This window comes from Streptomyces sp. NBC_00490 (assembly GCF_036013645.1).
Lineage (GTDB): Bacteria > Actinomycetota > Actinomycetes > Streptomycetales > Streptomycetaceae > Streptomyces > Streptomyces canus_F.
The window spans coordinates 17,509-34,661 of sequence record NZ_CP107869.1; the positions used below are offsets into that span (position 1 = coordinate 17,509).

Annotated in this window: 16 protein-coding genes and 2 pseudogenes; 9 read left to right on the forward strand and 9 right to left on the reverse strand. The window is 69.5% G+C overall.

Features of this window, described 5'->3' with window-relative positions; all coding sequences use genetic code 11:
* Nucleotides 1-33 precede the first annotated feature (33 nt).
* The 3 genes and pseudogenes from OG381_RS00100 to OG381_RS49410 all read left to right on the forward strand — a co-directional run.
* A complete protein-coding gene (locus tag OG381_RS00100; protein ID WP_327722351.1) occupies nucleotides 34-747 on the forward strand; it encodes a hypothetical protein in 714 nt (237 codons plus the stop codon).
* Between the two features lie 320 nt (nucleotides 748-1,067).
* On the forward strand, nucleotides 1,068-1,982 hold the full coding sequence (locus tag OG381_RS00105; protein ID WP_327713994.1) for a replication-relaxation family protein: 915 nt from the start codon (nucleotides 1,068-1,070) through the stop codon (nucleotides 1,980-1,982).
* 32 nt (nucleotides 1,983-2,014) lie between these two features.
* Nucleotides 2,015-2,131: pseudogene (locus OG381_RS49410) on the forward strand (YxiG-like protein); the annotation flags it as partial.
* Nucleotides 2,132-2,284: 153 nt separating this feature from the next.
* On the opposite strand, the gene OG381_RS00110 reads toward OG381_RS49410, so the two are convergent.
* The gene (locus OG381_RS00110) at nucleotides 2,285-2,737 is read right to left on the reverse strand and encodes a hypothetical protein (protein ID WP_327713995.1); all 453 of its coding nucleotides are present in this window, start codon (nucleotides 2,735-2,737) and stop codon (nucleotides 2,285-2,287) included.
* A gap of 321 nt (nucleotides 2,738-3,058) precedes the next feature.
* On the opposite strand from OG381_RS00110, the gene OG381_RS00115 reads away from it, so the two are divergent.
* Nucleotides 3,059-3,448: a hypothetical protein gene (locus OG381_RS00115; RefSeq protein ID WP_327713996.1), complete on the forward strand. Its 390-nt coding sequence runs from the start codon at nucleotides 3,059-3,061 to the stop codon at nucleotides 3,446-3,448.
* A 70-nt stretch (nucleotides 3,449-3,518) separates the two neighbouring features.
* Nucleotides 3,519-3,644, forward strand: a complete 126-nt coding sequence (locus tag OG381_RS00120) for a helicase associated domain-containing protein (RefSeq protein WP_327722765.1) — start codon at nucleotides 3,519-3,521, stop codon at nucleotides 3,642-3,644.
* A gap of 27 nt (nucleotides 3,645-3,671) precedes the next feature.
* Here OG381_RS00120 and fxsT (OG381_RS00125) read toward each other — a convergent pair whose 3' ends face one another.
* Both fxsT (OG381_RS00125) and OG381_RS49415 read right to left on the reverse strand, forming a co-directional pair.
* Nucleotides 3,672-6,125 (reverse strand): FxSxx-COOH system tetratricopeptide repeat protein, encoded by a 2,454-nt coding sequence (gene fxsT, locus OG381_RS00125; protein WP_327713997.1) that lies wholly within the window; start codon nucleotides 6,123-6,125, stop codon nucleotides 3,672-3,674.
* A gap of 175 nt (nucleotides 6,126-6,300) precedes the next feature.
* Nucleotides 6,301-6,867 (reverse strand): tetratricopeptide repeat protein, encoded by a 567-nt coding sequence (locus OG381_RS49415; RefSeq protein WP_443062013.1) that lies wholly within the window; start codon nucleotides 6,865-6,867, stop codon nucleotides 6,301-6,303.
* A gap of 168 nt (nucleotides 6,868-7,035) precedes the next feature.
* Between OG381_RS49415 and OG381_RS00130 the strand changes: the two genes are divergently transcribed.
* Nucleotides 7,036-7,500: a hypothetical protein gene (locus tag OG381_RS00130; protein WP_327713998.1), complete on the forward strand. Its 465-nt coding sequence runs from the start codon at nucleotides 7,036-7,038 to the stop codon at nucleotides 7,498-7,500.
* 124 nt (nucleotides 7,501-7,624) lie between these two features.
* Here OG381_RS00130 and OG381_RS00135 read toward each other — a convergent pair.
* The 5 genes and pseudogenes from OG381_RS00135 to OG381_RS00155 all read right to left on the reverse strand — a co-directional run bounded on the left by OG381_RS00135 (nucleotide 7,625) and on the right by OG381_RS00155 (nucleotide 13,051).
* A protein-coding gene (locus OG381_RS00135; protein WP_443062014.1) for an IS5 family transposase occupies nucleotides 7,625-8,454 on the reverse strand; the annotation gives its coding sequence in 2 pieces (ribosomal slippage) (nucleotides 7,625-8,113 and nucleotides 8,116-8,454; 828 coding nt in all).
* Nucleotides 8,455-8,468: 14 nt separating this feature from the next.
* Nucleotides 8,469-10,484, reverse strand: coding sequence for an FxSxx-COOH system tetratricopeptide repeat protein (gene fxsT / locus OG381_RS00140; RefSeq protein WP_327714000.1), 2,016 nt, complete (start codon nucleotides 10,482-10,484; stop codon nucleotides 8,469-8,471).
* Nucleotides 10,485-10,618: 134 nt separating this feature from the next.
* Nucleotides 10,619-11,308, reverse strand: a complete 690-nt coding sequence (locus OG381_RS00145) for a YdcF family protein (protein WP_327714001.1) — start codon at nucleotides 11,306-11,308, stop codon at nucleotides 10,619-10,621.
* A pseudogene (locus OG381_RS00150) lies at nucleotides 11,305-11,538 on the reverse strand (hypothetical protein); the annotation flags it as partial. The pseudogene OG381_RS00150 and the gene OG381_RS00145, both read right to left, overlap by 4 nt.
* A gap of 154 nt (nucleotides 11,539-11,692) precedes the next feature.
* Nucleotides 11,693-13,051: a helix-turn-helix domain-containing protein gene (locus OG381_RS00155; protein ID WP_327714002.1), complete on the reverse strand. Its 1,359-nt coding sequence runs from the start codon at nucleotides 13,049-13,051 to the stop codon at nucleotides 11,693-11,695.
* A 244-nt stretch (nucleotides 13,052-13,295) separates the two neighbouring features.
* Here OG381_RS00155 and OG381_RS00160 point away from each other — a divergent pair, with 244 nt between their 5' ends.
* From OG381_RS00160 to OG381_RS00170, 3 genes are read left to right on the forward strand one after another with little or no spacing between them, the layout of a single operon-like run.
* On the forward strand, nucleotides 13,296-14,021 hold the full coding sequence (locus tag OG381_RS00160) for a hypothetical protein (RefSeq protein WP_327714003.1): 726 nt from the start codon (nucleotides 13,296-13,298) through the stop codon (nucleotides 14,019-14,021).
* A 5-nt stretch (nucleotides 14,022-14,026) separates the two neighbouring features.
* Entirely contained in the window at nucleotides 14,027-15,340 is a 1,314-nt protein-coding gene (locus OG381_RS00165; protein ID WP_327714004.1) for a UDP-N-acetylglucosamine 1-carboxyvinyltransferase, read from the forward strand.
* Nucleotides 15,340-16,377: a serine hydrolase domain-containing protein gene (locus OG381_RS00170; RefSeq protein WP_327714005.1), complete on the forward strand. Its 1,038-nt coding sequence runs from the start codon at nucleotides 15,340-15,342 to the stop codon at nucleotides 16,375-16,377. Before OG381_RS00165 ends, OG381_RS00170 begins: the two co-directional genes overlap by 1 nt.
* 305 nt (nucleotides 16,378-16,682) lie before the next feature.
* Here the strand turns inward: OG381_RS00170 and OG381_RS00175 are convergent, their stop codons facing one another.
* Nucleotides 16,683-16,982 carry a hypothetical protein gene (locus OG381_RS00175; RefSeq protein ID WP_327714006.1) on the reverse strand — a complete coding sequence of 100 codons (300 nt, stop codon included), beginning with the start codon at nucleotides 16,980-16,982 and terminating at the stop codon, nucleotides 16,683-16,685.
* Between the last annotated feature and the right edge of the window lie 171 nt (nucleotides 16,983-17,153).

Below are 17,153 nucleotides of genomic sequence, written 5' to 3' on the forward strand. Positions count from 1 at the left end.
GGCGCACTGCTGACAGAAGGGGACGGTTCTGCCATGACCTCGCACCGTGAACCTCGTCTGGCCGACGCTGCCGAGATCGCGGCTGAACACGGTCTGACGTCCGCACGGATCAGCCAGTTCTACACCGAGCGCACCAAAAACACCGTAGGCACGGCGTTTCCCGAGCCTGTCGACAAGCGTGGCCGCGCCCGCCTGTGGGACCACACGGAAATCACCGAGTGGTTTTCCCATCGCTCCTCGGCGCGGCTCACCCAGCACCGGCCGCCCTCCCTCGATCCGGAGACGTTGCTGAACGCCTCGGACGCCTCGAGGTATCTCGGCTACAAGAACGCCAACCAGGTCAACACGTTCGTGCGGGACCACCCCGGTTACTTTCCCGAGCCGGACGTCGTGGAAGAGATGGGCACGGCCGAGAACCCCTACCGCCGCCAGCTGTGGAAGGTGTCGACCCTGAAGGAGTGGATGGCCAGCCGGCCCGGCCGCGGACGGCGCGCCGGCACCAAGCAGGCGCCGCCGCTGCCCGAGGTCTCCGCCGACGGTGCGCTTGAGGAGCTGCTGGGGGCGAGCCAGGCAGCCGCGCTGCTGGGATACAAGAGTGTCGGATCCTTCTCCAGCGCTCTGTCCCAGGGCAACCTGCCGCTGCTGAAGACCGTGGACGGGGTCGCCGAAGCAGGCCGTCAGAAGGGGCGCCGGCGGTGGACACGCCGGCGCATCCTGGACCAGGCCGCCCAGCGGTCCAAGAAGTAGCAGCCGGCGGTGAGCGGACCTGCGCGCACCGCCCCTATGAACGCGGCTCCCGGTATGGGGAGTTGGTCCCTTGCGGGCCGGGGGTCGCAGCGATGGCCGGCATGGCGTGGTTCGTCACCACGCCCCGCAGCAGCACCTGCTGCTGCCAACCGGCCATCGCTCATGGTCCGACGGCGCGCGGATGGCTCTACAGCGTCATCCGCGAGTGGCGTGGTCTGCCCGTACCATGGCGCAGACCATGAGGTTGTTCTGGGATCGTGACCGTGGTCGGGGTCTCGTGGTCCGGGCCATGGTCTGGGCCGGCCGGTTGTCTGTCGTCCATGACTCGTTCTTCTTCAGGTGTTTCCGCCGCTGAACTGGCCCCCAGCCCTTCTGAACCGTTGCGCTTGCAGGTTCTGACCGCGCTCGCCCTGCACCGGATGGCCACGACCGGCCAACTGCTCCAGATGCTGCGGCCGACCGGCTCCCGCCAACTGGTCTCCCGGGCGCTGAACAAGCTGCGCTCCGCGGGCTTGGTCGACCTCACCCCGCTGCCGGACCTGGACCGGCCGCGTACGCACGCCTGGTACCTCACCCCGGACGGGGTGCTTCTGACCCGCGATCATCCCCTCCTGCGGGGACGCCCGCCGTACCCCATCACCTCGGCAACAGCAGCGTCACTGAAGACGCCACACACGCTGACCGTCGTACGCTCCCACCTGCCGTTCGCGGCAGACGCGCGCCGGCTCGGGCACGAACACGGCCCGTGGGACTGGACTCCTGAGGTGGCTCATTCCATCGGTGAGGGTGAGCGGCTGGTGGCCGACGCCGTCCTGCACTACACCGTCGTCGACGGCGAACGCCGGCGGAAGCTGCGCGCGTTCGTGGAAGTCGATCGCACCACCATGAGCAGCGAGCGGCTGGCCGTGAAGCTGATCGAGTACGCCAGACTGTTCCACTACGAAGCCCAGCCCGTCGGACGCCGCCGATCTGTCTCCACCGGCCCGGCGTGGCTGCGCTGGTATCCGGTCTTCCCCCGCATCCTCTTTGTCCTCACCGGCGCCGCCCGGGCCCGGCTGGACGACCGCATCAGCGATCTGCAGGCGATGGTCGCCCACCACCCGCTCGTCGCAGCCCTCGCCCGCGAGGCTCCGTTGGGAGCCGCCGTCCTCGAGGACATCGAGGAACACGCGCCCTCCGGACCGGTCTGGGTGCCGCTGACCGGGGGCGAGCCGCGCCCGTGGACTGATCTGTGATCACGTCGAGCGTGCGCGTGTACCGGGGCCCTGGGATCGACTTTCACGAGGTGCGCATCGAAGCCAACGCACACCACGTGACCTTGCTCTTCTCGGACCTTCAGATGAGCGAGGTCCCGATTGGATACGCACCCTTCGTCACGGAGTAGGGATCAGACTTCTGTGATCTTGTGACTGCCGGCTGTCCAGGTCGTTCTTCCAGGTGATCGACGAAATCCTGCCGGGCACGCCGGGGCTGCGGCAGCCCCCGGGCAGCAGGTACACGCCCGGAGCACCGCCCAGCCCGCGAAATAGCCTCCTCGCTAGGGTAGGGCCAGCCACGTGTACAGGGCGCCCGCGAGCGCCACGGCGATGCTGACGAACGCCACCCATCGGCCGGAATCCAAGCCCAGCAAGGTCGGCGTCGGAGGCCGTCCAGCCTGTTCACGCTGGTTGAGCCGCATCGCCTCCAGGCTCAGCGCATCGGCCAGACGGCCCTGGAGCTCGGTAACCGCTTCGGCGGCAAGCTGCGCGGAAGCGCGCAGCCTGGAGGTCTCCAGATCGGTCACGGCCACGCTGACCGCCGCGATCACCCCCATAGAGCCGGCAAGTGCGTACTGCTCGGCCTGCACAGCAACACCGTAAGCGGTGCCGAGAATGGCCAGCCACAGCACGAGAATCTGAAGGAACAACACCGCACGGCCACGCCGGTTCTCGTACCAGCGCCACGCATGGTCCAGTGCAACGGCCAGCGTCTCCCGCTCCCCCTCAGACATCGCCACACCATCGCAGAGGAGACGAAAACCGTCCACGCCTTGGCCAGCTCTCCGCCGGTTGACGACCACCGTGCGCACAGCGGTGGCGACCTACACGACACGGACCTGCTCGACGTCGTCGGTGTACTCGCGCAGCTGCGGGCCGGCGGACGTGCCGGGCAATGATTCGCCGATGTCGGCATCGCCGCATGGGGCGACCCAGGACACGGTCCAGGGCGTGGAGCGACGTCTCCAACGTGACGCCTTCCCGCTGCGTTAAGGCCGCGGCACGGGGGCACCGTCCCGCCCAGGGTCCGCCACGCCCGCCGTCATAATGGAGGCATGGCAGCCCGTGCGCACTCCCCCACCCCGAGACCTGATCCGGCTGGAGCGGTCGCGGAGGACCTGGCGCTGTACCGGCGCAAGTTCCAGCAGCGTCTGCCCGCGTCCCTGGACGAACTGCAGGGCCCCGCGCGCGGTGTGGTGGACCTTCCGCTGCACGTGGCGTGGTCCGGGATGACGTCCTACGACCTGGACAACCCGCGCCGGCGGATGGGCCTGTACCGCACTGTGTTGCACGAAGGCCTGCGCGAGGACCTCACGTCTTTGCTGAACCAGGACGTCCTGCTGGAACTGTGGCCGACACTGCGCCGTCTCGTCGGCCGCACCGTGCGCACCGTCTGGGAAGACGCCTTTCCTCAGCTTGCCGCCCGCGGCCGGGCGGCCGCGTGAACATGGACATGCCCCAACTGCACGCGCGGCTCCTGGCAGCGTCATCGCCCTCGGCTCCCCCTACCCTCTCGTGCTGACCGGCGGCTACGCCGTCCGCGCACATCTGGGGTCGTTCATCGCCAACGCACGCCGCAGGGCCGCCAAGCTGAGCCCCGAACGCCGTGAAGCCCTCAACACGTTGGGGATGCGCTGGTAGACGGTGCGGGAGCGGCCAGTGGCGGGGTCACTCCCCTGCCCCGGGACTCTCCGGTTCTTCGCCCAACGACGCCAACCAATCGGCTGTCCTCTGGGTATCGGGGTGGCCTTCTCCCAACACCTGACGTCGCACCTCCAGCGTCTCCTCACCCAGCACGCGCGCCTCCCCCACCCGACCCACAGCCATCAGGTCAACGGCCAGGTTGTACGCCGTACTCAGCGTGTGCGGATGCTCCAATCCCAACACCCGACGCCGCGCCGCCAGCGTCTCCTCACCCAACACCACCGCCGCCTCCACCCGCCCCACCTCCGCCAACCGGATCGCCAGGTTGTACGCCGTGCGCAGCGTGTCCGGATGCTCCGGCCCCAACACCCGACGCTGCACCGCAAGCGTCTCCTCCCCCAACACCCGCGCCTCCTCCACCCGCCCCACCTCCGCCAACCGGACGGCCAGTCCGGTCGCCGTGAGCAGTGTGTGCGGATGCTCCGGCCCCGACACCTGACGGCGCGTCTGCAGCGTCTTCTCGTCCAGGGCGAGGGCTTCCTCGTACCGCCCCAACGCCCACAGCCGGATGGCAAGGTTGTTGGCACTGGCCAGAGTGTCGGGGTGGTCGTCACCGTGGAGGCGTCGACTGCGGGCGAGGCTGCCTTCGTCCAGGGCGCGGGCGCGTTCATGGTCCTGGGTGTCGTCGTAGGCGCGGGCCAGGCGGTGGGCGGCCCGCAGGGTGCCGTCGTGGTCAGGGCCCAGCTGCTGCAGGCAGGCGTCGTACAACCGTTGCAGGCATTCCCTGGCCGGGCGGGCCTGAGCGCGGTCCATCAGATACCAGCACGCATCCCCCACCACGTCCCGGCCCCGGCTGGTGGTGAGCCGGGCAGGGTCGAAGGCCAGGGCGTGCGGGAGCAGAACCTGCCAGGCCGGCCAAGACCACGGCTCACCGGGGGCTCCGGGGTTGGCCGCGGCAAGGAGTGCTTCGGCGTCGGCCACCGCCTGGTCGTGTTCGGGGCTGGTCATCTGGCCCGCAAGTATCTCCTGGGTGAGGCGGTGCAGTTGGAGGGTGCCGTTGTGGACCCGGGCCAGGCTGTGCCGGCCGATGGCTCGTAGGGCTTTGCCGGCGGCCAGACGGCTGGCGCAGGCCTCCTGCAGGGGCGGGGAGGTCTCAGCGGGTAGGTTTCCCGTGCAGGTGGTGGCGGGGAAGGGCTCGGGAGCCAGCAAAGCCAGGGCAGCCAGCAAGGCAGCCGCGCCGGGATGGTTGGCTGCCAGACGGGCGGTGGTCAGGCGTACCTGTGCGGCCAGCGAGACCGGGTATCCGTCCGGCGGGTCCGCATCCAGCACTTCGGCCGTGCTGCGTGCCAGCTCGGCCTTCAGGTCCGCGGCCGACAGGCCGTGGATCGTCAGCAGAGCGGCCGCCTGCGCCAACGCCAACGGCAGATCGTCCAGGGTGGCGGCGATGTCGTCGGCGTCCGCGTCGGCCAGGAGCGCGCCCTGGGCACGCAGCAACGCCACCGACTCAGTGCGGGAGAGGGTGTCGACGTCGAGGGGGACAGCGTAGTTGTGCCAGTGGGGGTTGCGGGAGGTGATCAGCACGTGCCCGGGGCCGCCGGGCAGGAACGGGGCGAGCGCGTCGGGGTCTTCGGCGTTGTCGAACACCAACAGCCAGCGTGAACGTGTCCGCAGCTCTGCGAGCAGCGCGGAAACCGCGTCGGCGGACGGTGTACCCGCGGGCGCGGCACCCGTGTGGAGGGCGAGCGCGGCGAGCTGGTCGGGGATGAGCGTGGGGTCTTCCGAGGCCACCCACCACACCAGCTCGTACTCACCCGCGAACCGGTGCGCGTACTCAATCGCCAGCTGCGTCTTGCCGACCCCGCCCCGGCCGTGCAGGGCCTGGACCGCCACCCGCTGCCCGGACGCCAGCGCCTCGCGCACCCTGACCAGCATGCCGTCGCGGCCGGTGAAGGCCGCGTTGCGGGCCGGCACATTCCACGCCCGCGGCAGACTCCCGGGCAGCCGCGGGCCGCTGCCGCTCACCCGGGCCAGCATCCCCGGCGGCCGCGACGGCGCCCGGGTAGGCCGGGACGGACCCTCGATCGCCCGCAACAACGCCTCACGCGCGGCGTGTTCGTCCAGCCCGAACACGTCCGGGGCCAGGAGGAAGCTCAAGATCGCCGGCACGGTGGCCTGGGCGATCCGGACCGGGGTGATCTTCTCCTTCCGGGCGACCATGGCGGTCCACTCCGGGGTGGTGAACCGCTCCGGCTCGAAATACGCCGGAGAGAACAACGCCAAAAACCGGCCCCGCTCCAGGGCCGCGTTCATCTTCAGAATGAAGTTGTCGCCCGCACCCCAGTCCCAGTAGTCCAGCTCGATCTCATGCCCGGCATCCAGAAGCTGCCAGCCCACCCATTCCGCCCACGCACGATCCGCCCCCGCATGACTGATGAACCACCGCCGATCCGACATCCCGTCAGACGCCCCCGCACCCATTACGCCCCCGCACCCCGAGCCGTGCTGAATAGTCCAGCGTAGAGGTCCGGACCCTGGCGGGGCCTGGCCGTCTCCGAGCTCCGAGCTCCGAGCTCCGCCCAGTGTCAGGTCTCAAGGGCATTGACATGCTCAACCCTTCATTTCACCAGTTCGTATCGCCAGCCACTCCAACAACTCATTGGAATCCAAGGTCTCGGGGTGCCCTTTCACCCAACGCCCGGCGCCGTCGGAGCAACGTCTCCTCACCCAGCACTCGCGCCTCCTCCACCCGACCCAACCGGGCCAAGCAAACGGCCAGGTTGGACGCTGTGGCCAGCGTGTCGGGGTGGCCTTCACCCAGCACTCGGCGGCGTCGGAGCAACGTCTCCTCAGCCAGCACTCGCGCCTCCTCCACCCGACCCAGCCCGGCCAAGCAGACGACCACGATGGCCGCAGTAGCCAAGGTGTCAGGGTGCTCCTCTCCCCGCACCCGACGCTGCCGCAGTAGCGTCTCCTCACCCAGCACTCGCGCCTCCTCCACCCGACCTAGCCGGTTCAGCCGAATGGCCAGGTTGGACGCGGTCACCAGGGTGTCAGGGTGGTCCTCACCCAACACCCGGCGCTGCCGCAATAGTGTCTCCTCGTCTAGGGTCTGTCTCCTTGATGAGTCGAGTGGGGTAGGCGGGCAGCTCCGGCGTACGGCACGTCCGCCTGTGGCCCGCGCGGAAAGACGTCCTGCTGAGGCTGATCCCGTGGTCCCCAGGGTTTTCCCGCGTACGGGTGGTTTGCCGCCTTGTGGCGCATCTTCAGGGCTTGTGCAGCGTTGCCCGGTAGTCCGGCCGCTCTGCGGTCCGGATCACTTGTCGCCGCGGGAAGCTGTCGACCGGAGCCGGTCGCGGGCCGCGGCAATCACCAGATGAAGGAGTCACCCATGGGAGCCTTGCGCTCTGGCGTATATCGCATCGTCAGCTGGCCCGGCGAGGGCCCCGATTCGCGGGTCCTCACAGCCGGGGAACAAGGTGTCACCGTTGCACCTCCGGGGGCTGCGCCGGAAAGGGAGCAAGAGTGGAGCGTGGAGGTCCGCGAGGACGGCCTCGCCGCCATCCAGATCCCTGCCCGCCTCTTCCCCTCTCGTTCCCTGAGTTGCAAGGAGGCGGAGAAAGGCGAGAGGCTGATCCTGGGGCCGGTGAGTGATTTCCCCACCCGTGAGTGGAAGATCACCCTGGCTCCGCAGAAGGTATCCCCGCCAGCCTTCAGCATCGGTGTTGCAGATGACGAGGAGTCTCTGGTGGCGGTAATTTCGCCGAAGCTGATCTTCCCGCCAGAGCTCGAGCTGGTGCCTTCCAGCGGAGACCTCGAGAATTGCTGGGCGTTCCTGCCCGTCGAGCGGGACTAGCCGCGTGACATCCGGGTGAGGGCACCGTCCGCCCCCGTGCGCATGGCGTTCAGCGTCGTGGAGCACGTCGGTACTGGCTCTTCACCTGCGGACGCTCGTTGGGGTTTCCACTGCTGACGGCTGTTTATCGCCGGGCCCAGATGAGGATTGCGGCGAGGTGGAGTGCGGCCTGGTAGGCGATGGCGAGCTTGTCCGTTCGCATGGCCAGGCCGCGCCACTGCTTGAGCCGGGCGATGCATCGCTCGACCGAGTTGCGCTGCTTGTACTCCTCCGCGTCGAAGGACGGCGGTCGGCCGCCGGCACTGCCTCGCCGCAGACGGTGGCCGATCTGGTCGGACGGCTGGGGGATGACGGCGTGGATGCCGCGTTGGCGGAGGTGACTGCGGATCGCGCGGGACGAGTACGCGCGGTCCGCGAGGACGGCATCAGGCCGGGTCCTCGGTCTCCCGGGTCCGCTTCGCGGAACACGGATGGCGGCCATGACGGTCTCGAAAGCTGGGGCGTCGCCTGCCTGGCCTGCGGTGACGCGGAGGGCCAGGGGCCGTGCACGGCTGTCGCTGGCGAGGTGGACCTTTGTGCTCAGGCCGCCGCGGGAGCGTCCGAGCGCGTGGTCGTCGGGTTCGGCCGGGCCTGGAGCCCCCTTTTCCTGGCTCCGGCGGAATGCTGGTGAGCCCTGCACACGGTGGAGTCCACCGACACAGTCCAGCCGATGTCGTCTGCCCTCTCGGCTGCTGCCAGCATCGCGCCAAGGATGCGTTCCCAGGTTCCGTCGACGGCCCACCTGATCAGCCGTTTATGGGCGGTCCTGAACGAGCCGAGCTCGTCGGGCAGGTCCCGCCAGGGTGAGCCCGTTCGGTACTTCCACGCGATGGCTTCCAAGGTGCGGCGGTGATCGGCCCAACGCCGACCGCGGACCGGATCGGCCGGCATCAGCGGCTCGATCCGGTCCCACATCACATCAGTGATCACTAATCGGACGGACACATCAGATCAACTGACCAACCATTCAAAGAGACACGCTCTAGCGCATGCGCCTCCTCAAATCGCCCCAAAGCCGCCAGCCGGATAGCCAAGTGGCCCGCCGTTCCCAGGGTTTCTGGGTGGTCTTTCCCCAAGAGGCGACGGCGCCGCTCAAGGGTGTCCTCATCCAAGGCGCGGGCACGCTCGTGATCCTGGGTGTCGTCGTAGGCACGGGCGAGGAAGTGGGCGGTTTTCAAGGTGCATTCATGGTCCGGGCCCAGGAGGCTGGACCAGACGTCGTACAACTGCTTCAAGCGGTCCCGAGCCGTGTGGGCCTGGCCGCGATCCATCAAGTGCCAGCAGGCGTTGCGGACCATGCGCTGTCCCGCCACGGTGGTGATCAGAGTTGGGTCGACGGTGAGGAGGTGGGGCAGCAGCACCCGCCAGTCGGACCATGTCGAGGGATGCTCGACGCCGCCTGGTTCGGCGGCGGTCAGGAGTGCTTCAGCATCCCGGCCGGCCTGGCACAGCTGGTTTGGCGTGAGTTCGTCAGTTAGCACGGTCTGGATCAGACGGTGCAGTTGCACGGTGCCATCCTGAACCCGGGCCAGACCATGTCGACTGATCGCCTGCAGGACCGCGCCAGCTGTCAGGCGCGATATCAAAGCCTCGGCCAGCGGCGCGCAGGCCTCATCCGGAAGGTGGCCTGCGCAGGCGGTGACGGGAAAGGGTTCGGGGGCCAGCAGCGCCAGCGCCGACAGCAGCACAAATGCACCTGGCCGTTCGCCTTGCAGGCGGACGGTAGTCAGGCGGACTTGCGCGGCCAGCGACACCGGGTATCCCGCCGGGCGGCCCGCCGCCAGCACTGCCGCCGTGTTTGCGGCCAGTTCGCTCTTCAGATCCGTGACTGACAGGCCGCTGGTGAGCAGGGAGCTGGCCTGTGCGAGCGCGAGGGGTAGATCGTCCAGGGCCCGGGCGAGTCGGTCGGCGTCCGCTTCGTCCAGGGCGGTGTGGTGAGTGCGCAGCAGGTGGCGGAATTCGGTACGGGTGAAGATGTCAACGCCTAAAGCTGTGGCGCACATCTGCCAGTCGGGGTTGCGGGAGGTGATCAGCACATGCCCGCTACCGCCAGGTAAGTAGGAGGCCAGGGCTTCAGGGTCTTCGGCGTTGTCGAAGACCAGCAGCCACCGGGAGCGCGTCCGCAGCTCCCCCAGCAACAGTTCAACCGCCTCGCCCGGCAGCGTGCCAGCGGGTGCCGCACCGATCCGGGCGGCGAGAACGGCGAGCTGATCAGGGATCAAAGCCGGGTCCTCGGCCGGGATCCACCAAGCCAACTCATACTCTCCCGCGAACCGATACGCGTACTCAATGGCCAGCTGGGTTTTCCCTACCCCGCCGCGGCCGTGCAGAGCCTGCACGGCCACCCGACTGTCCGCAGACAGCACCTGGCGCAGCCGTACGAGGAAACTATCCCGGCCGACGAAAGAGGCATTTCGGGCAGGCAGGTTCCATACCCGCGGCAGACTCCCGGGCAGACGCGGGCCGCTGGTACCGACCTGCCACAACGCTCCATCCGAGCCCGGGAAGGGCGGCTCCGTATCCGGCCGGGACGGGCCGTTGACTGCCTCCAGCAGCACCCTGCGCGCCTCAGCCGTGCTCAAGCCGAACAGGTCCCGGCTCAGCAGCGGGCGCAGGATCGCCGGCGGCTCCACCGCGGACAGCCGCACGGGGGTGATCTTCTCCCGCATCGCCACCACCGCAGTCCACTCCGGCGTCGTGAACCGCTCAGGCTCGAAATAAGCCGGAGAGAACAACGCCAACAGCCGACCCCGCTCGAGGGCGGCGTTCATCTTCAGAATGAAGTTGTCGCCCGCACCCCAGTCCCAGTAGTCCAGCTCGATCTCATGCCCGGCATCCAGAAGCTGCCAGCCCACCCATTCCGCCCACGCACGATCCGCCCCCGCATGACTGATGAACCACCGCCGATCCGACATCCCGTCAGACGCCCCCGCACCCGCACCCATTACGCCCCCGCACGCCGAACCGTGCTGCGCTGAATAGTTCAGCGTAGAGGTCGGGCCCCTGACGAGACGTCATCTTCACCGCGCTCCCTTCCAGCAGAGGCAAGCTGCCACCAGCCCGCCTGAAGGCAGGCGCGTCAGGTGCCGATGAGGCGGCTGTCGAACCCGGTCTGCAGGAGGCGCTCGTAAGCGTCATGTACATCCCCCGGTACGTCCTGCTCGACGGCGAAGCCGAGCTTCGGGTACTCGATCACCCGTTGCAGGTCGCCGACGAGCATGTCGACGACGAGCTTCTCGTCCCCGATGGACGTGATGTAGTCGTCCAACTCCAGCGGCCCGGAGGCGCACACAACCTCGGCCTCGGGCCACAGCTTGCGGCAGGTCGCATACGAGCGGCGCTCCATGTACGGCTTGGAGACCAGCAGCAGCGAGTCCGCCTGAACGCCGGCCTCGGCCAGCAACTCGCGGGAGAACGTGATGTTCTGGCCGGTGTTCGCGGCCTTCGGCTCCACCAGGATCGCCTCGTCCGGAACTCCCAGGCCGAGGGCGTGCTCCCGGTAGTGCACGGCCTCTCCGCGCGGGAAACGGGACCGGGTGGTGGGGCTGTTGCCGCCGCTGAACACCACGACCGGAAAGAGGCCGGCACGGTAGAGGTCGGCGGCCGCACTCGCGACGCCGAGGTCGTGGCTGCCCAGGCCGATCGCCGCCGAGCAGGGGCGCAGTTCGTGTCCCATCTGGTGGTAGTTCCAGATCAGCGTCGCGTCGTGGAACTGTTCGTCGGTGATCTGGCGCTGCTGGTGCTGCGGCACTGGCACTCCCTGGCTCATCCTTGCCGACCGTTTCGGATGCCCTCGATGCTGCGCAGCTGGTGGCACAGCCCGAACTGCCGGGGTGCCTCCTGTGCCGGCTGGTCGAGGACGGACAGCCCATCATTGCGGGCCGGCGCATCGACAGAAGGATGTACCCGTAGGCGGTGTCCAACCGCACCCGCTGCATCGGGGAGTCGACCGTGCCGGTGGGTGCGGGCGATGCCGATGTAGTGCAGGGCCTGGTCCAGGTGGAAGCGAAGGTAACCGCCGAGCAGCACACCAGGCTGACGCTCTGACAGTGCCCGGTCGTGCCTGGGGAACTCCCTGAAGGCTGCGGGCCTGGGGTTCTCACCGCGAGCGCGTGGTCGCATGCGTCCTGGGCGGCATCTCGGGGCTTCCTGATCAGACTAGAACGCCGCTGCGCTCGGCGAGGCCGCGCAGCTCCATCGATGTCGGCCCTGAGACCAGCAGGCTGGAGATCAGCGCCTTCGTCGCGGGACGGGCATGGGTTTCCTCGGGAGCGCAGCGCTCTGCCGCCAAGAGGGTTCGCACGCAGTCGCTGCGGCGGCCGAGGCGGTCGTAGGTGACGGCGATGTCTCCGAGGGCACGGGAGCGGCGCTCGACGCTGGGCAGTGCCTTCAGCGGGATGGTGCGGGCAGCGGCCAGTGCGGCCTGGGGGTCACCTGCGTGGTTCTCGGCGCTGATTCGGTGGAGTTGCACGGTCAGGGGGCTGAAGCCGCCGCCGTGGTCGCGGAGCAGGGTGGCGCCGCCGAGCTGTGTGGCGATGGCGGCGGCCTCGTCGGTCAGCTCTCGCATGCCTTCTCGGTCGCCGCGCCTGGCCAGGGTGTAGGAGGCACTCTGGACCAGGAGCCCTCGTGCCGCTGCTCCCGCGCGCCCGGCGCTGCGCAGGTCCGGGTGGTCGGCGGCGCTCAGAGCGATCGACAGGGCTTGCTGGTGCCATCCGGCCTTTCGCGCCAGGACGGCCAGTTGCCGGGCGGACTCGGCGACGGTGAGGACCTCGCCGCCGGCTTCGGCGAGTTGGCGGGCGCGGTCGGCGGCCATCCAGCCGAGCTGCTGCTCATCCATCTTGACGAGCATGCGGGTCGCCAGGAGGTAGCACTTGGCCAGCAGTACGTAGTCATCCGCGCCCCCGGCACTGTCGGTGAGCGCGTGCCCGGCACGGATGAGGCGAGGCAGACGGACAGCGAGGCCGGCGTAGCGGCAGGCGTCGAAATCGGCGAGCGCGCGAGTGAAGTCTGTTGAGAGTGTCTCGGACGGTGGCAGTGTGTGGGCTGGTCCGAGGCCGAGCATGGCATCACGCAGACGGGCGACGATCAAATCTCCGAGGAGTGCCTCGTCTGCCTGGGCGGCCCCGTTACCGAGGAATGGGGAGCCGGCCGCTGCGGCGGCCGTGGCCGCCAGCCCCGTGATCAACTTCCGTCGCCGCAAAGGATCTTCACCGTCCCCCCGTCCTGAACTACCCAGCCTATGGGCGGGTATCCGGGGGAAGGCTGCAGTTGCCCCGATCGGCTGACCGTGTCGCATCTCCGGCCGGGGTGCGGGAGGCGCGAGGCCGAGCGCCTGGTGGGGCAGTTCGAGGGCGTCGGCGAACCGTCGCAGAACGGCGACGTCGGTCATGGGTGAGATTCCCCGCTCGTAGCGGGAGACCTGGGCCCCGGAGTAGCCGGTCAACGTGCCCAGTTTGGCGAGGGTGAGGCCCTTCGCCTGCCGGGTCTGACGTACCAGCTCCCCCGGCGTCACATCGGCCTCAGAAGGCGCTCGTGCTCTGTTGACCGCATCCGTACCTCGTTTCCGCCGATAGCCGAGGCCGCGCCGCTCTCACCGTAGTCCTGGGACTGCACCCCGGACAGGTGCTTTGCATCGGACGCAAACGTCTTTGCGGACCAGGGCAACGCCCCTGCCGCCCGCGGGCCGTTTGCGGCGACCTTCAACGGCAGACGGCCCGCATCTCCCAGGGCCGCCCCGTCCGTCTTTGGAGGTCCTGATGCAGTCCGCGATCCCCGCCCCGTTGTCCGCGCGAGCGGCCGATGCCCGGCTCTCCCCCGCCTACTACGTACGGGCCGACGGCCTCGGCCCGTACATCACGGACCTGCTGGAGAACTGCCACAGCGTCTTCGACATCAAGCCCGCCATGGCCGCAGACCTCGACGACGCCGCAGGTCTGCGCAACGAGCACTCCGGCGTCGTCGAGGAGGGCGCCCTGGTCCAGGGCGACGTCGTCGTCCAGGCCGGTGCCCGCATCGAGGCGGGCGCCCAAGTGGTTGGGCCGGTACTGATCTGCAACGGCGCGGTCGTGGCGGCCGGCGCGCTGGTCCGCGACCACACCGTGATCGGGCCCGGCTGCCGGATCGGCTTCGGCGCGGAGATCACCCGCAGCCTGCTGGCCGGAGACGTCCTCATGAAGCACCCGTGCTTCATCGGCGACTCGGTGATCGGGCGCCGGGTCAACATCGGATCGTTCTGCTCCACCACTGCACTGCGGTGCGACCGTGGACCGGTCACCGAACCGGCCCTCGAGGAGATCACCGTCAACCTCGACGGCCGGCGCATCACCACCGGGCAGACGAAGTTCGGCGCGATCGTCGGAGACGAGGTCGCGCTGCCCGCCGGAACGGTCCTGTCGCCCGGCACGCTGATCGGGCCCGGCACGGTGGTCTACCCCCGCGGCCACATCGGCGGCTTCCTGCCCGCCGGCTCCCGGGTGCGGTGAGGACCGTGACCAGCGCCTCCCACCACACCAGCGCCAGCGGCAGCACCCTCTTACACATCACTGGCGGTCGTACGCTGTCCGGCCGGATCCCGGTACAGGGCAGCAAGAACATCGCGCTGCACCTGTACGCGGCCGCCCTCCTGGCCGACGCCCCGGTCACCCTGGCCGGAGCGCCGGACATCATCGACACCGGGGTATGCGCGCGGATCCTGCGCCACACCGGGGCTCAAGTCACCTACCGCGAAGGTCGCTTCACGGTGTCCCCGGCGAGCGGCATCTGCCCGGTCATCGAGCCCGAACTCGGCCGCCGGGTCCGCACGACCGCCGTCCTGGCCGCCGCACTCCTGGCCCGCACCGGCCAAGTCGCCTTCCCCTTTCCCGGCGGAGACGCGTTCTGCCCACGGCTGATCGACCGGCACCTCGCGGCAATGCAGGCGGCCGGCGCCGAGGTCACCGCCCACGACACCGGCATCCGCGCTCGGTGCAGACCCCGCGGAATCCGGGCCTTCACCGTCGACGTGAACACCCCGTACGGGCCGAGCCTGGGGGCGACGGTGACGGCGCTGCTGCTGGCCGCCCGCACCTGCGGCCCCAGCTTGATCACCCACCCCTCGGTCGAGCCGGAGGTCACCGAGACCGCCCGCTTCCTCGCAGAGCGCGGTGTCCTGGTGTGCTTCGACCAAGAGGGTCTGCACGTCCAGGGCAGCGACTGGATCGCCGGCGGCGACTTCGCGGTCGCCGGTGACCGGATCGAGGCAGCCACCCTGGTCATGGCCGCCGCCGTGACCGGCGGCACGGCTCGCCTCGACAACATCACTGCCGCTGACTTCCCCCACGGCCTCGCCCGCGCCCTCACCGCAGTCGGCATCGCGCTGACCGATGTCCCGGGCGGCGGCGTGCGTAGCCAACTGCACGGTCCGCTGCGGGCGGTTGAGGCGGCGACCGGCCCGCATCCGGGCCTGCCGACCGACACGGCGCCGCAGCTGACCGCGATGCTCACGCGGGCCAGGGGCGCGTCGCTGATCAGTGAGCGGGTCTATCCCCGCCGCGACACCCACGTACAGGGGCTGCGCGCGTTCGGCGCCGACATCACCGCCACCGGCTCGCATATCCATGTCCACGGGCCTGCACGGCTCCATGGCGCCGACGTGACAGCCGGCGACATCCGTGCCGTGAGTGCGCTGGTGATCGCCGCTCTGGCCGCCGACGGCACCTCTACGATCCAAGGGATGTTCCACCTCCGGCGCGGCTACGGCCATCTGCTGCCCCATCTCGCCACGCTGGGAGCCGAGATCACCACCATCCCCGGAGGCCCTTGATGCCCGTCCCGTTCACCGCTGAAGACACCGCCCGCCTGTGGGACACCTTCGACCAGGTCGTCACCGACGGCGCCACCCCCGGCGGTGTTCTCGCCTACGGCACCACGCAGGCCGCCCCGCAGTTCCTGTGCGTGGGCCAGGTCGCCCCCGAGTGCGGCGCCGCCGAGCCCGATAGGGACACGCTGTACGACATCGCCTCTCTGACGAAGGTCGTCGCCACCTGGCCCCTCATCGGCCAGGCACTCGACGCCGGGCTGCTCGACCTCGACGCCCCGATCCGCGACATCTTGCCGCCGATGAACAGCCAGACCCCCAGCGGCGAAGCGAGCGTCCGCGAGCTGATCGCCCACACTTCGGGGCTGAGGGCCTCCACCCGCCTGGACCACTACCGCGGCACGCAGCTGCCGCTGCACGAACTCCTGTGCCGCGAACCACTCGAAGACGCCCCCGGCCAGCACCGGTACATCAACCGCGGCTACATCCTGCTCGGCCTCGCCCTCGCCCACATCAACGACCGCCCCCTGGACCAGCTGGGCACAGACCTGTGGCGGACGCTCGGGATGGACGCCACCGTGTACGGGCCCGTCACCCGCACGCACCAGGTCGCCCCCACCGAGCAGCGCATCGCCGGTGCCCCGCGCATCTGGGGCGCCGCGCACGACGACAACGCCGCGCTGCTCGGCGGCATCGCCGGGCACGCCGGGGTCTTCTCCACCGCCGCCGACCTCGCCATGTACGCCCAGCAGCTCCTGGCAGCACCCGGCGACGGCGACCAACACGGACTGGGCGAGTGGCTGCAGGCCAGCCTCGTCCCCCAGGCCCCGATCGAACCAGGCTTGGACCGCGGCCTGTCCTGGATCCTCGCCGCCGGCGGACGCGTGGCCTACCACCACGGCTTCACCGGCACCAGCCTCTACCTCGCCCCGGACACCGGCCGCTACCTCGTGATCTGCACCAACGCCGTCTACTACGGCACCGCACGCACCAAAATCGCCCCGCTGCGGGCCCTCGCACTCAAAACGATCTCCGCCACCTGACAAACGCAGACACCCCATGGGCGAGCTACCGGCCGACCAGACCACACTGCAACTCGGCAGCCCCGCCGACCGATTCCTCACCCATACCGACCCCACCACCTGACCCGACCTCGACCGCCGCGTGCCCAGCGAGCGAGTGACGCCGTTAGTACTCGGCGGTGGCAGCAACCCCCTGGCCGACGACGCCGCATACCCCGGCACGGCGATCCGTATGGCCAGTTCCTCGTCAGAGGTAAGGGCAAGGCCGACGGCCAGGACCGCATGTACCGGACCGACAGACCGCTTCTGAAGTTGGTGAAAGGCCATCAGGGGCGGAAGAGCGGAGGAAGCAGACCGTTGCCCGGCCACAACTGCCGCTCGGCGACGAGGCCGGTGAGGAACCTGTCGACCTCGGCCAGGACGGCGGCGAGCTCCTGCGGCCCGTAGGTGACGACCTGGTCGGTGGCGGCATCGAAGGCCCGCACGTGGCTGGTGGGGCCGACGCAGACGAGGGCGCGCCCGATCTCGGGCAGTCCGAGGCCGAGGGCGTCGCACTCTCCTGTGCGGACGAGCTGCACGAGGTCGGTGGCGACCGTCTCCCAGTCGCCGACCGTAGACCAGACCACGGCCCCAACAGCCCGTACCACCACCCGACCATGCCGGTCACAGTCCTGCGCAGTCATCACGGCCGAAAGACGCCGCAATCGGCTGGTCACTGCGCAACGCGCGAAGTCGGCCACCACCGCGCAGCTGCGCAGACTGCGCACCGTCTCCTCACCTGTACACCCCGGGCCCGG